Annotated in this window: 11 protein-coding genes; 8 read left to right on the top strand and 3 right to left on the bottom strand. The window is 61.5% G+C overall.

Translation table 11 applies throughout. The features are described from left to right. Positions 1 to 106 precede the first annotated feature (106 nt). The 7 genes from KI235_RS14975 (at position 107) to KI235_RS14945 (ending at position 6,884) form a co-directional block, all read left to right on the top strand. The gene (locus tag KI235_RS14975; RefSeq protein WP_013693317.1) at positions 107 to 1,132 is read left to right on the top strand and encodes an ABC transporter substrate-binding protein; all 1,026 of its coding nucleotides are present in this window, start codon (positions 107 to 109) and stop codon (positions 1,130 to 1,132) included. Then, positions 1,117 to 2,061: an ABC transporter permease gene (locus tag KI235_RS14970; RefSeq protein ID WP_013693316.1), complete on the top strand. Its 945-nt coding sequence runs from the start codon at positions 1,117 to 1,119 to the stop codon at positions 2,059 to 2,061. The genes KI235_RS14975 and KI235_RS14970 overlap by 16 nt, the downstream gene beginning before the upstream one ends. Positions 2,062 to 2,067: 6 nt before the next feature. Next, on the top strand, positions 2,068 to 2,877 hold the full coding sequence (locus KI235_RS14965) for an ABC transporter permease (RefSeq protein ID WP_003201669.1): 810 nt from the start codon (positions 2,068 to 2,070) through the stop codon (positions 2,875 to 2,877). A 17-nt stretch (positions 2,878 to 2,894) separates the two neighbouring features. Beyond that, a complete protein-coding gene (locus tag KI235_RS14960; RefSeq protein WP_003201667.1) occupies positions 2,895 to 4,046 on the top strand; it encodes an ABC transporter ATP-binding protein in 1,152 nt (383 codons plus the stop codon). 44 nt (positions 4,047 to 4,090) lie between these two features. Beyond that, complete coding sequence (locus KI235_RS14955; RefSeq protein ID WP_013693314.1) at positions 4,091 to 4,576, top strand: flavin reductase family protein; 486 nt, start codon at positions 4,091 to 4,093, stop codon at positions 4,574 to 4,576. 29 nt (positions 4,577 to 4,605) lie between these two features. After that, positions 4,606 to 5,649: an LLM class flavin-dependent oxidoreductase gene (locus tag KI235_RS14950; protein WP_003201664.1), complete on the top strand. Its 1,044-nt coding sequence runs from the start codon at positions 4,606 to 4,608 to the stop codon at positions 5,647 to 5,649. 236 nt (positions 5,650 to 5,885) lie between these two features. Next, a complete protein-coding gene (locus KI235_RS14945) occupies positions 5,886 to 6,884 on the top strand; it encodes an acyltransferase (protein ID WP_043042986.1) in 999 nt (332 codons plus the stop codon). A gap of 68 nt (positions 6,885 to 6,952) precedes the next feature. Here KI235_RS14945 and KI235_RS14940 read toward each other — a convergent pair whose 3' ends face one another. After that, on the bottom strand, positions 6,953 to 9,076 hold the full coding sequence (locus tag KI235_RS14940; protein WP_013693312.1) for a TonB-dependent siderophore receptor: 2,124 nt from the start codon (positions 9,074 to 9,076) through the stop codon (positions 6,953 to 6,955). A 291-nt stretch (positions 9,077 to 9,367) separates the two neighbouring features. On the opposite strand from KI235_RS14940, the gene KI235_RS14935 reads away from it, so the two are divergent. Next, complete coding sequence (locus KI235_RS14935; RefSeq protein WP_003201658.1) at positions 9,368 to 11,164, top strand: methyl-accepting chemotaxis protein; 1,797 nt, start codon at positions 9,368 to 9,370, stop codon at positions 11,162 to 11,164. A gap of 192 nt (positions 11,165 to 11,356) precedes the next feature. Here the strand turns inward: KI235_RS14935 and KI235_RS14930 are convergent, their stop codons facing one another. Both KI235_RS14930 and KI235_RS14925 read right to left on the bottom strand, forming a co-directional pair. Further along, the gene (locus KI235_RS14930) at positions 11,357 to 11,554 is read right to left on the bottom strand and encodes a YbdD/YjiX family protein (protein WP_003201656.1); all 198 of its coding nucleotides are present in this window, start codon (positions 11,552 to 11,554) and stop codon (positions 11,357 to 11,359) included. A 15-nt stretch (positions 11,555 to 11,569) separates the two neighbouring features. Then, positions 11,570 to 13,630, bottom strand: a complete 2,061-nt coding sequence (locus KI235_RS14925; protein WP_003201654.1) for a carbon starvation CstA family protein — start codon at positions 13,628 to 13,630, stop codon at positions 11,570 to 11,572. Positions 13,631 to 13,841: the final 211 nt, after the last annotated feature.

The raw sequence follows: 13,841 nt of genomic DNA, 5'->3' as shown, positions 1-13,841 counted from the left end.
AAACAAGAGCCCTTGGCACGGTCGCCTTTAAGGCCAGATGGACCTACTGCTCCCGATAGGCGGGCGACAAAAGCCCGCTCAAAAACACAACAATGAGGGCGTGAAAATGGTGTTGAAGAAAAGTGCAGCCGCAATTCTTTTTGCCGGCCTGCTGAGTGTCACCAGCCAGGCGACGATGGCCGCTGAAAGCGTCAACTTCGTCAGTTGGGGCGGCAGCACCCAGGACGCGCAGAAGCAGGCCTGGGCCGACCCGTTCAGCAAGGCCAGCGGCATCACCGTGGTCCAGGATGGCCCCACCGACTATGGCAAGCTCAAGGCCATGGTCGAAAGCGGCAACGTGCAGTGGGACGTGGTCGACGTCGAAGCAGACTTCGCCCTGCGCGCCGCCGCCGAAGGCCTGCTCGAACCCCTGGACTTTTCGGTCATCCAGCGCGACAAGATCGACCCGCGCTTCGTCTCCGACCACGGCGTCGGCTCGTTCTACTTCTCGTTCGTCCTCGGCTACAACGAAGGCAAGCTCGGTTCCGGCAAGCCCCAGGACTGGACCGCACTGTTCGATACCAAGACCTACCCCGGCAAACGCGCCCTGTACAAATGGCCTAGCCCCGGTGTGCTTGAGCTGGCCCTGTTGGCTGACGGCGTCGCGGCAGACAAGCTCTATCCGCTGGACCTGGACCGCGCTTTCAAGAAACTCGACACCATCAAGAAAGACATCGTCTGGTGGGGCGGCGGCGCCCAGTCCCAGCAGTTGCTCGCTTCCGGCGAGGCCAGCATCGGGCAGTTCTGGAACGGTCGCATCTATGCCTTGCAACAGGACGGCGCACCCGTCGGCGTAAGCTGGAAGCAGAACCTGGTCATGGCCGACATCCTGGTCATTCCAAAGGGTTCGAAAAACAAGGCCGCAGCCATGAAATTCCTGGCCAACGCCAGCAGCGCCAAAGGCCAGGCCGACTTTTCCAACCTGACCGCCTATGCCCCGGTCAACGTCGACAGCGTCGCACGCCTGGATTCGGTGCTCGCCCCCAACCTGCCGACCGCCTACGCCAAGGATCAGATCACGCTTGATTTCGCGTACTGGGCCAAGAACGGTCAGGACATCGCGACACGGTGGAACGAATGGCTGGTCAAATAAAAATGTCGGCAACGGCAACCCGACACACCGGAGGCGCCGCTGGCGCTGCCGGTGTGGTAACCACCAAGGCCGTTGCGCCACAAGCGCCGTCGCTGATGCAGCGCTGGCGCGGGGCCGGCAACCTGCTCCCCGCCTTGCTGTTCCTCGGCCTGTTCTTCCTGGCGCCGCTGATCGGCCTGCTGCTGCGCGGCGTGTTGGAGCCGGTGCCTGGGTTGGGCAACTACGAGCAACTGTTCGCCAACTCAGCCTACGCCCGGGTGTTGTTCAACACCTTTTCGGTGGCCGGGCTGGTGACGTTGTTCAGCCTGCTGCTGGGTTTCCCCCTGGCCTGGGCCATCACCCTGGTGCCCCGTGGCTGGGGGCGCTGGATGCTGAACATCGTGCTGCTGTCGATGTGGACCAGCCTGCTGGCCCGCACCTACTCCTGGCTGGTGCTGCTGCAAGCCTCCGGGGTGGTGAACAAGGCGTTGATGGCGCTGGGCATCATCGACCAGCCGCTGGAGATGGTGCACAACCTCACCGGCGTGGTGATCGGCATGAGCTACATCATGATCCCGTTCATCGTCCTGCCGTTGCAGGCGACCATGCAGGCCATCGACCCGATGATCCTGCAGGCCGGTTCGATTTGCGGCGCCAGCCCCTGGACCAACTTCTTCCGGGTATTCCTGCCGCTGTGCCGGCCGGGGCTGTTCTCCGGTGGGCTGATGGTGTTCGTGATGTCCCTCGGTTACTACGTGACCCCGGCACTGCTGGGCGGCGCGCAGAACATGATGCTGCCTGAATTCATCATCCAGCAGGTGCAGTCGTTCCTCAATTGGGGCCTGGCCAGCGCCGGTGCAGCCTTGTTGGTGGCGATCACCCTGGTGTTGTTCTACTTCTACCTGAAGCTCCAGCCGGAATCCCCGGTGGGTGCCAGCAACGCGAGGTAAGCCGTCATGCTCCTGACTCCCAATGCCATGAGCCGGCGCATGCGGTTCGGCCTGTATTTCACCACCGGCCTGATCGCGCTGTTCCTGCTGCTGCCGATCGTGTTCATCGTACTGCTGTCGTTCGGTTCGTCCCAATGGCTGGTCTTCCCGCCACCGGGCTGGACGCTCAAATGGTACGGCCAGTTCTTTTCCAACCCCGACTGGATGAACGCGGCACTGACCAGCCTCAAGGTCGCGGTGCTGACCACCGTCTGCGCCGTGGCGCTGGGCCTGCCAACGGCGTTTGCCCTGGTACGTGGACGCTTCCCGGGCCGGGAAATGCTCTACGGCCTGTTCACCCTGCCGATGATCGTGCCGTTGGTGATCATCGCCGTGGCGGTGTATGCGCTGTTCCTCAAGCTGGGCTACACCGGGACGATGTTCGCGTTCGTGGTCAGCCACGTCATCGTCGCACTGCCGTTCACCATCATCTCGATCATCAACTCGCTCAAGCTGTTCGACCAGTCCATCGAGGACGCAGCGGTCATCTGCGGCGCCTCACGCCTGCAAGCGGTGTTCAAGGTGACCTTCCCGGCCATTCGCCCAGGCATGGTCGCCGGCGCCCTGTTCGCGTTCCTGGTGTCGTGGGATGAGGTGGTGCTGAGCGTGATGATGGCCAGCCCGACCCTGCAAACCTTGCCCGTCAAGATGTGGACCACCCTGCGCCAGGACCTGACGCCTGTGATCGCCGTCGCTTCGACGCTGCTGATCGGCCTCTCGGTCCTGGTGATGGTGATCGCCGCCGCCCTGCGCCGGCGCAATGAAATCAGCGCCTGAGCGCCTAGGAGAACACGATGAGTGCCGTCAAAGACCCCGCACAACAGAACAACAAGACCCTGGTCAGCCTGCGCAACCTGAACAAGCACTACGGCGACTTTGCCGCCGTGGACGATATTTCCCTGGAGATCCAGGACGGCGAATTCCTGACCTTCCTCGGCTCCAGCGGCTCGGGCAAGAGCACCACGCTGTCGATGCTGGCCGGCTTTGAAACCCCCAGCAGCGGCGAGATCCTGGTAGGCGGAAAATCCCTGGTCAACGTACCGCCGCACAAACGCGACATCGGCATGGTGTTCCAGCGTTACTCGTTGTTCCCCCATCTGTCGGTGCGCGACAACATTGCCTTTCCGCTGGCGATTCGCAAACTGGCCAGCGCCGAGCGCGAACGTCGGGTCGACGCCATGCTCAAACTGGTGCAACTGGGAGAGTTCGCCCATCGCCGCCCTTCGCAACTGTCGGGCGGCCAGCAGCAGCGCGTGGCGATTGCCCGGGCACTGGTCTACGAACCACGCATCCTGCTGATGGACGAACCCCTCGGCGCGCTGGACAAAAAGCTCCGGGAAGACTTGCAGGATGAACTGCGCCAATTGCATCGACGCCTGGGCATCACCATCGTCTACGTCACCCATGACCAGGAAGAAGCCATGCGTCTGTCCCAGCGCATCGCGATTTTCAGCCACGGCAAGATCGTCGGCCTGGGCAGCGGCTATGACCTCTACCAGAACCCGCCGAACGCCTTCGTGGCCTCGTTCCTGGGCAACTCCAACTTCCTCAAGCTCAAGGCCCAGGGCAACGCAGTGGCGACCTTCGAAGGCCAGTCGCTGTCGATCCGCCTGACCGCCGGCCTGCAAACGGACCAGGACGTGCTGCTGATGGTGCGCCCGGAAAAAGCCCTCGCCTTGAGCGTCGAACAGGCCGCCCAGGAACCCTTGGCAGCCGGTTGGAATGAGGTTTCGGCCAAGGTCGTCGAAGTGCTGTTCCTGGGTGAAAGCCAGACCTGCAGCGTGGTGACGTCCGGCGGCACGGCCATGACGGTCAAGGCGCTGTCCGCCGCCGGCATGCCACTCAAGGCCGGCGACCCGGTGCGTGTGCGCTGGGCCACCGCCGATGCTTGCGTCTACACCCAATGGGCCGAGAGCGACCTGAACAAGGCCGCAGGTGCCCACTGATGAACACTGCGCGCCCACAACCGATAAAGCCCGAGGATCGTCCAATGATCGATGCCAGCGTCTACAAACAAGTCATGGGCTCGTTCCCGTCCGGCGTGACCGTGATCACCACCCTCGATGACGACGGCCAGATCGTCGGCCTCACCGCCAGCGCGTTCAGCTCATTGTCGATGGAGCCAGCGCTGGTGCTGTTCTGCCCCAACTACAGCTCCGACTCCTATCCGGTGCTGATCAAGAACAAGCGCTTCGCCATCCACCTGCTCTCCGGCGGCCAGCAGAATGAAGCCTATGCCTTCGCCCGCAAAGGCAAGGACAAGGCCCAGGGCATCGAATGGACCTTGAGCGAGTTGGGTAACCCGCTGCTGAGCAATGCCACCGCCATCATCGAATGCGAACTGTGGCGCGAATACGAAGGCGGCGACCACGCCATCATGGTCGGCGCCGTAAAGAACCTGATCGTCCCGCAGCACACACCGGGGCCGCTGGTTTATTGCCACGGCAAGATGGGCGCCCTGCCCGTCCTCGCCTGAACCGATCGTCAACTACAAGAGATAGCGCCATGAAATTTTCCCTGTTCGTACACATGGAGCGCTGGGACGAAAGCATCAGCCATCGCCAGTTGTTCGAAGACCTGAGCGAGCTGACCCTGTTGGCCGAGGCCGGCGGTTTCAGCACCGTGTGGATCGGCGAACACCACGCCATGGAATACACCATTTCGCCAAGCCCGATGCCGCTGCTGGCGTACCTGGCCGGCAAGACCACCACCATCCACCTGGGCGCTGGCACCATCATCGCGCCGTTCTGGCACCCGCTGCGGGTGGCCGGCGAATGCGCACTGCTGGACGTGATCAGCAATGGCCGCATGGAAGTCGGCCTGGCCCGGGGCGCCTATCAGGTGGAGTTCGACCGCATGGCCGGCGGCATGCCGGCTTCCTCTGGCGGTCAGGCCCTGCGGGAGATGGTCCCGGTGGTGCGCGCCCTGTGGCAAGGCGATTACGCCCATGACGGCGAGATCTGGAAATTCCCAGCCTCCACCAGCGTACCCAAGCCAATCCGCAAACCTCATCCGCCGATGTGGATCGCCGCCCGCGACCCGGACTCCCACAACTTCGCCGTCGCCAACGGCTGCAACGTGATGGTCACGCCGTTGATGAAGGGCGATGAGGAAGTCCTGGACCTGAAGAACAAGTTCCAGGCCGCCCTGGACAACAACCCCGACGTGCCGCGCCCGCAATTGATGGTGCTGCGCCACACCCACGTGCATGCGGTGGATGATCCCGAAGGCTGGAAGGTCGGCGCCCAGGCGATCTCGAAGTTCTATCGCACCTTCGATGCCTGGTTCGGCAACAAACAAGTGCCGGTCAACGGTTTTCTCGCGCCAAGCCCGGAAGAAAAATTCGCCGAGCGCCCGGAGTTCCAACTGGAGAACATCCGCAAGAACACCATGATCGGCACCCCGCAGGAAATCATCGAGCGGATCAAGTACTACCAGGAACTGGGGGTGGATGAGTTCAGCTTCTGGTGCGACAACAGCCTGCCCCATGCCGAGAAGAAAAAATCCCTGGAGCTGTTTATCCAGCAGGTGGTGCCAGCGTTTCGGTGATCAGTGACATCGCTATCGCGAGCAGGCTCGCTCCCACATAGGTTCCACGACGTACGCAATATTTGTGTGCACCGACGGCCCAGTGGGAGCAAGCTTGCTCGCGATGGCCATCCAACTGAAACAAATGTGTCAAATGTGACAATTCCCCCCACTACCCCGCCGCCGCCCCGCAAACTGCTATCAACGGCTCGCAAAGCCACATAATTTACCGCGCAATTTGTTTAAGGATGATGCGCGTGGGAGTTTATCGGTTGCTGCTGGCCATGCTGGTAGCGGTTTCTCATATGGGCATGACGTTCATGGGTTTTAACCCCGGCGTCGTTGCCGTGGTGTCCTTTCTGATCATCAGCGGCTTCGTGATGACCTCGCTGATCGAAAGGACCTACAACACCCCGGGCCAGATCGGCCTGTTCTACATGGATCGATTGCTCAGGCTGTACCCACAGTTTCTGGTGTACTTCGTCCTGTCCTGCGCGGTGATACATTTCCTTCTGCCGGGAACGCCCCAGGCAGCCGCCCTGACCCTCGAAAACATCGCCACCAGCCTGCCGATCGTGCCGTTGGGTTTCTACATGTTTGGCATCACCGTGCCCGAGATCCTGCCACCCGCTTGGTCCCTCGGCCTGGAAATGTGCTTTTACCTGCTGATCCCGTTCCTGATTCTCTACAGGACGCGGGGTATAGCCTTTGCGCTGTCCGTGACGGTGTTCATGGTCGCCTCGCTGGGCTACCTCGACACCGACATCTACGGCTACCGCCTGCTGCCGGGCGTGCTGTTCATTTTCCTCTGCGGCAGCTACCTGTATCGGGCCCAGGCCAAGGGGCTGTGGATCGCGTTCGTTACCGGATTCGTTGCAGCATTGATGTTTCTCGCCATTGTTGTGGGGATCATTCCGCGTCGGCCGTTCAACGCCGAGGTGACCCTGGGCATTGCCCTGGGCCTGCCAGCGGTTTTTCTGCTCAGCAGGTTGAAGCATCACCGGCTCGATGAGTTCCTGGGAAATATCAGCTACGGCGTGTTCCTCAACCATTTTGTGGTGATGTACGTGTTGCGGGCATTCTGGCCGGTGGAGTACAGCATCCTGATCATCACGGCGGTGCTGGTGCTGTCGTTCGCGATGAGTGGTGTTTCGTACTATGCGGTCGAGCGACCGGCGCTGAAGCTTCGTCATGCGCTCAGGGCGGGCGTTAAATACGGTACCACGCAGGCTCCCGTTGGCAGCACGGCGGCTTAGCCTCTGACTGCCATACAAAAATGCCCGGAACGCAGGTCCCGGGCATTTTGTGTTTCAGCGCAGCCGAATCAGAACGTCACGCTGGCGCTCAGCTTGGCAGTACGCGGCTCACCGACATTGACTTGCAGTTGGCTGCCGGTGGACGACGGGTAATACTGCTTGTCGAACAGGTTGTCGACGTTCAGTTGCAGCGACGTCTTGTGCCCCAGTACCGGCGACTCCCAGCGCAGGAAGGCGTCGGCGACGGTGTAGCTGCTCAGCCAGAAATCGTTGGCCGCGTTAGCCGCACGCTCGCCGACGTAACGCGCACCGGCACCGGCGTGCCAGGCACCGAATTCGGCCGGGACGTTCAAGTGGTGCGACAAGTACAGGCTGGCGGTGTGCTTGGGCGCATCGGACAGGCGGTGACCTTCGTTTTTCGGGTCATCGAGGATTTCAGTGTGGGTATAAGCATAAGTCCCGATCAAATCCCAACGTTCCGCCAGACGACCGGTGATGTCGAGTTCGAGGCCTTGGGAGCCGACCTTGCCCGCGGCTTCTGCCAGCGTTACGCCGTTGACCGTAGAGGACGTCACGACGTTTTTCTTCTCGATATCGAACAGCGCAAGGTTGATGTTCAGGCCCGGCAGCGGATCGTACTTGGCGCCAATTTCGTAGCTACGACCCTCCTCCGGCTTGAAGGTACTGAGGTTGTCGTCCACGGTGTCGTTAGGCTTGAACGAACGACTGTAGTTGCCATACAGCGACAGCTCCCCGGTGGCTTTATAGACCAGGCCCAGGAACGGGACGAAGGCATCGCCGTTGTCGTCGCGGACCGGCACCCTGGTGACCAACCCTTGCTTGGCGAACTGATCGTAATGCTGGTAGCGACCACCGAAGACCAGGATCCAACGATCATTCAGGTGCCAGTTGTCCTTAAGGTAGACCGAGCTGGAAGTCAGCTGATTGCTCAGATTGCTTTGGGTCGGGCTGATGACGCTGGGCTCTCCCAGGCCGCCGTACACCGGCGCAGAGATATCGAAGCCCCCCCGCACTGCCCCACGGTAGGTCTTGCCACGGTATTGGTCCGACACCTGATTATCAGCACCGATCAACACGTCATGGCGCTGGCCGAACAGCTCCTGTTTACCGATGAAGTCCCAGCTGGCGTAACGGGTTTCGTCATCGTAATGAGCGCCGTTGGCGGCTCGCTGAAAAACGCCGGTTTTCGACAGACTTGGCTGCGCAATCGAAAGGCTATACCGATCATTGTTCCAGCCATAGGTCACGCGAGTTTTCCAATCCTCGCTCAACTCATACTCAAACCGCGCCGTCGCCGTTTCGCGAATCCCCACGCTCTTGGCCCACGGCTCATCCAGACGCTTGTCGTAATCGATATCGGCCGGATGCCCATTGGTGAACACCGTCCCACGATCAAACGGATTGGAATATTCGTTGTACTCATAGCTGAGATTCAACGAAGCCCGCTCCCCCGTCCAAGCCAGGGACGGCGCCACCAGGGTGCTCTCGTTGACCCCGTAGTTGCGCCAGTAGTCCTCGTGGCCGCGCTCGGCGATCAGGCGATAAGCCAGGCCGGTGTCGCCCAGCGGCCCAGTGGTATCCAGGGCCATGGTGCCGCCGCCTTCGCTATAGGCCGAGCCGCTCAACGTGGTGCTTTGGGTGTACTCCGGTTTCTTGCTGATGACGTTGACCAGGCCGCCTGGCTCAAGCGCGCCATACAGCATCGAGGCTGGGCCCTTGAGCACTTCGACCCGTTCGGTGGTAGCGCTGAAGTTGTGCCCCAGGTTCGAGCGCACGCCGTCGCGCAGGATCGAGCCATCGTCGTTGGTGCCAAACCCGCGCTTGACCAGCGAGTCTCGCGAACCGCCCAAGGTGTTGCCCTGGCTGACGCCGCTGACGAACTTCATCGCGTCGCTCAGCGAGCGCACCTGATAGTCGGCCAGGGTCTGCTGGGTCACCACGTTGATCGATTGCGCTTCTTCCTTGATCGGTACATCGCTCTTGCTCGCCGTGCTGGCTTGCGACGTTGTATAGCCCTCTTCCTGAGTGACGCGACTGCCCTGGATGGCCGTGGCCGGCAGTTCGAGAGCGTCCTGCGCCCACAACGGGCTGGCAATGAAGCAGCAGGACAGCGTTGGCAACACACACTTGATAAAGACGTTGCGATTAGCGAGGGGGGTGGAACGTTTCAAGACGCGCACTCATAGAAGGAACGTTAATGAGAGCAAATATACTTTGAGAATCATTCCCAGTAAATCTTTTGTATCAAATGCTGATCGTCCCCAAACCCCCGTGGGAGCGAGCTTGCTCGCGATAGCGGCGGTACATCCAACATCAATGCAACAGACCCACCGCCATCGCGAGCAAGCTCGCGCCCACGGATTTCGCGAACGGTGATATCAAATCGCCCCACCGCCCTAAAGCTTTGGCGTGCGCGGTCGAATGTATTCCATTGAGAGATTTTTTTGCCCAGGAGCAGCGGCATGCAGACGTTAAAGGCCTTGTACGAGTCTATCGAGATGCAGTTTTTCGATACCCTCACAAAAAAACTGTCGAGCCTTTTCCTGTTGGTGCTGGTCAGTGGCTTGCTGTACTGGGTGGCCCTCAGCGCTCGCGCCGAGATCGTGCTGCAGTTGCGCGACGCACAGTTGGACGGCGCCTTGCTGGGGCAGATCGAAGGCCGGCTCGACAGCCTCACCCATGCCCTGCTCTTCGGTGCGTTCCTGACGCTGGGCATGATCAGCTTCATGGTCTGGTATTTCCGCCATCTCATCGTGCGCCCCGTCACCGCCATGACCAAGGCCCTGGAAGAGATCGCCAACGGCGAAGGTGACCTGTCCAAGGACCTGCCGCTGGTGACTCACGACGAGATCCGCGTGCTGGCCGGCACTTGCAACCGTTTCCTGGCCAAGCAGCGGGAGATCATCAGCAACGTCCAGGCACTGACCGTGCACATCGCCGTCGAATCGGCCCGCTCGTTGAAGAACATCAGCGATTCCAGCGACAGTGCCACCCACCAGGCCCGCTTCGCCAAGGAGGTGATGGACCAGAGCAACACCGCCGTGGGCCGCATCGAAGAAGTCTCGCGCCAGACCCAGGGCATCTCCAGCACCACCGCCCAGAACCTGAGCATGGCCCGCGACTCCTACGCCGAGCTGCTGGAAGTGACCGGCAACATCAGCGAAATCTCCAACAGCCTCGGTGAATTTGCCACGCTGGTGAGCGCCTTGAACCAGCGTTCCTCAAGCATCAAGTCGATTGTCGGGTTGATCCAACAGATTTCTGCCCAGACCAACCTGCTGGCCCTCAATGCCGCCATCGAAGCCGCCCGGGCCGGCGAAAGCGGCCGTGGCTTCGCGGTGGTCGCCGATGAAGTGCGGACCCTGGCACAAAACGTCAGCCGGGCCACCGATGACATCTCACGCAACATCGACGCCATGCTCGATGAAGTCAGCTCCACCCACGAACAGACCACCCAGATCAGCCACAGCGCCCGGGAAACCCAGAAAGTGGTGGAACGCGCCTCCGGTCATTTTGAAAGCATGATCGGTGATTTCGAATCCACCAACGGCAAGCTGGCGGACATCGCGACCCATATCCAGCAGTTCGCCGACAGCAACACGGGGATCAACGACCGGGTCACCCAGATTCACGCCGACAGTCAGTTGATCGACCAGCGCATGCAGCATTCGGCGACGGCCACCCGCGACCTGTCCGGCGTGGCCGAAAAGGTCCAGGCGCTGTTGGGTCGCTTCGTGCTCGGCCACGGCAAGCTGGATGCCGCCATCACCCGGGCCAGTCAGTGCCGCGACACGCTCCAGGTTCGCCTGGAGGCGCTGCAAGGTGAAGGCCTGAATCTGTTCGATCAGAATTACCAACCGATTCCCGGCACCGACCCCAAGCAGTACATGGCCAGCTACACCGAACGCTTTGCCCAGGTTTGCCAGGAAGAATGCGACAAACTCACCCGCAGCACGCCGGGTGGCAAGGTTTCGTTCATTGTCGACAGCAAGGGCTACTGCCCGGTGAACAACAGCTGGGTCTCCAAGCCGCCAACCGGCGACCGGGTGGTGGATTTGCCGGTGTGCCGCAACAAGCGAATCTTCAACGACCCGATCGGCCTGCGCGCGGCGGGCAACGTCCAGCGTTTCCTGCTGCAGACCTACCTGCGCGATACCGGGGAAATCATGACCGAGATCGACGTACCGTTCTTCTTCGGCGGCCGTCATTGGGGCAACTTGCGGGTGGGCTTCGATGCGGCGGTGTTGTTGGCGGAGTGATGAAGCGCTCGCACGACTCCTGAGATCCTCCCAAAGGGGATCTGTGGTGTATGCACATCTTGAGACCACCCCAAAAACAACTGTGGGAGCGAGCCTGCTCGCGAAGGCGGTGGGTCAGTCAACATCAATGCTGCTGATCCACCGCCTTCGCGAGCAAGCCCGCTCCCACATGGGGTTCGAGGCTACCTCAACTCAACAGCACTTGGGCCCACCCTTGCCACCGTAACGGGCCTCCTGGCGTTCGCGAAAGAACGCCTCGTAGTCCATCAACGGTTTGTCCGGGTGCTTGGTTTGCATGTGCTCGACGTAGTTGTCGTAGTCGGGCATTCCGACCATCAGGCGGGCGGCCTGACCGAGGTATTTACCCAGGCGACTCAAGTCATTGAACATCGTTGCAATCCCCTATCAAGCGTCCGGCAAGGCCTGGAATGGCGCTTCCTTGTCCGTGCGTTCCTTGGTGCCCCAGGCGGCGATACCGACCTTGAGCGCGTAGAACAGGATGCTGAAGACCACGAACAGGAACAAGGCCGTCAGCGTCGCGTTGGTGTAGGCGTTGAACACCACGTGCTGCATCTGCTCGATGCTCTTGGCCGGGGCCAGGACCTGGCCGGCGGCCAGGGCATCGTTGTATTTGCGCGCCAGGGCCAAAAAGCCGATCGCCGGGTTGGCGTCGAACAGCTTGATCAGGCCCGCGGTGGTGGTGCAGATCAGCAGCCAGACCGCCGGCAGCATGGTCACCCAGACGTAGCGCTGGCGCTTCATCTTGATCAGGACCACGGTGGCGAGCATCAGGGCGATACCGGCCAGCATCTGATTGGAGATGCCGAACAGCGGCCACAAGGTGTTGATGCCGCCCAGCGGATCGATCACGCCCTGGTACAGCAGGTAACCCCACATCGCTACGCAACCGGCGGTGGCGATCAGGTTGGCCGGCCAGGATTCGGTGCGCTTGAGCGAAGGCACGAACGAACCCAGCAAGTCCTGCAGCATGAACCGCCCGGCACGGGTGCCGGCGTCCACCGCGGTGAGGATGAACAGCGCTTCGAACAGGATCGCGAAGTGGTACCAGAACGCCATGGTGTTCTCACCCGGCAGCACCGAGTGCAGGATCTGCGCGATCCCGACCGCCAGGGTCGGCGCACCGCCGGCACGGGCCAGCACAGTGGTCTCGCCGATGTCCTTGGCCACCGCTTGCAGCGCCTCGGGGGTGATTGCAAAACCCCAGCTGCTGACGGTCTGGGCCACGGCCACCACGTCACCGCCGACGATCGCCGCCGGGCTGTTCATGGCGAAGTACACGCCCGGCTCGATGACCGAAGCCGCGACCATGGCCATGATCGCCACGAAGGACTCCATCAGCATGCCGCCGTAACCGATGTAGCGGGCGTTGGTTTCGTTATCCAAGAGCTTGGGCGTGGTGCCCGAGGAGATCAGCGCGTGGAAGCCCGAGACCGCGCCGCAGGCGATGGTGATGAACAGGAACGGGAACAGGCCGCCCTTCCATACCGGCCCGGTGCCGTCGGTGAACTGGGTCAGCGCCGGCATTTTCAGCTCGGGCATGGTGACCAGGATGCCGATCGCCAGGGCAACGATGGTGCCGATCTTGAGGAAGGTCGACAGGTAGTCCCGCGGCGCCAGGATCAGCCACACCGGCAGCACCGCCGCGACAAAACCGTAGCCGATCAGCATCCAGGTAATCTGGATCCCGGTGAAGGAAAAGGCCTTGGCCCAGACCGGATCGGCAGCGATCTGCCCGCCCAGCCAGATCGAGCCCAGCAGCAACAGCACGCCGATGAGCGAGATTTCACCGATGCGGCCCGGGCGGATGTAGCGCATGTAGATGCCCATGAACATCGCGATCGGGATGGTCGCCATCACCGTGAAGATGCCCCACGGGCTCTCGGCCAGGGCCTTGACCACGATCAGCGCCAGCACCGCGAGGATGATGATCATGATCAGGAAGCAGCCGAACAGCGCGATGGTGCCGGGGATGCGGCCCATTTCTTCACGGACCATGTCACCCAGGGAACGCCCGTTGCGGCGGGTGGACAGGAACAGGACCATGAAGTCCTGCACCGCACCGGCCAACACCACGCCGGCGATCAGCCAGAGCGTACCGGGCAGGTAGCCCATCTGCGCCGCCAGCACCGGCCCGACCAGCGGCCCCGCACCGGCAATGGCCGCGAAGTGGTGGCCGAAAAGAATGTGTTTGTTGGTCGGGACGTAGTCCAGGCCATCGTTGTTGAGCACGGCGGGAGTAGCCCGGCGCGCATCGAGTTGCATCACGTTGTTGGCGATGAAGAGGCTGTAGTAGCGGTAGGCGACCAGATAGATGGCCACGGCTGCGACGACGATCCAGAGGGCGTTGATGGGTTCGCCGCGGCGCAAGGCCACGACACTCAACGCACAGGCTCCCAGAACAGCCACGGCAAACCAGGCGAGGTGTTTAACCAGACGGGTTGTCATTGCGTGTCTCCTGCCGATATCCAGTGGATTGCGGCGATTGTTTTTATAGTGTGCCCCGGCTATTCGGAGCCGGCCCAATATCCCTGCAATGGGTCAATAAATAAATCCGTAGTACTACGTAGAACCCCAACTTCTGTGGGAGCAAGGCTGCCCGCGATAGAGTCAATACGGTCTTTCATAAACCGCGGCGCCTGCATCGCGAGCAAGCTTT

The sequence above is a fragment of the Pseudomonas sp. St386 genome (genome assembly GCF_018325865.1).
In the GTDB taxonomy this organism is placed as follows: Bacteria; Pseudomonadota; Gammaproteobacteria; order Pseudomonadales; family Pseudomonadaceae; genus Aquipseudomonas; species Aquipseudomonas brassicacearum.
Note: the sequence above shows the minus strand (reverse complement) of the source record. Positions and strands in the feature narration are given on the sequence as shown.

What these genes read in the sequence shown, in the direction of transcription:
- KI235_RS14960 (WP_003201667.1), top strand. Translation starts at nt 2,895, where the DNA reads ATGAGTGCCGTCAAAGACCCCGCACAACAGAACAACAAGACCCTGGTC.
- KI235_RS14975 (WP_013693317.1), top strand. Translation starts at nt 107, where the DNA reads ATGGTGTTGAAGAAAAGTGCAGCCGCAATTCTTTTTGCCGGCCTGCTG.
- KI235_RS14965 (WP_003201669.1), top strand. Translation starts at nt 2,068, where the DNA reads ATGCTCCTGACTCCCAATGCCATGAGCCGGCGCATGCGGTTCGGCCTG.
- KI235_RS14955 (WP_013693314.1), top strand. Translation starts at nt 4,091, where the DNA reads ATGATCGATGCCAGCGTCTACAAACAAGTCATGGGCTCGTTCCCGTCC.
- KI235_RS14930 (WP_003201656.1), bottom strand. Translation starts at nt 11,554, where the DNA reads ATGTTCAATGACTTGAGTCGCCTGGGTAAATACCTCGGTCAGGCCGCC.
- KI235_RS14970 (WP_013693316.1), top strand. Translation starts at nt 1,117, where the DNA reads ATGGCTGGTCAAATAAAAATGTCGGCAACGGCAACCCGACACACCGGA.
- KI235_RS14950 (WP_003201664.1), top strand. Translation starts at nt 4,606, where the DNA reads ATGAAATTTTCCCTGTTCGTACACATGGAGCGCTGGGACGAAAGCATC.
- KI235_RS14925 (WP_003201654.1), bottom strand. Translation starts at nt 13,630, where the DNA reads ATGACAACCCGTCTGGTTAAACACCTCGCCTGGTTTGCCGTGGCTGTT.
- KI235_RS14935 (WP_003201658.1), top strand. Translation starts at nt 9,368, where the DNA reads ATGCAGACGTTAAAGGCCTTGTACGAGTCTATCGAGATGCAGTTTTTC.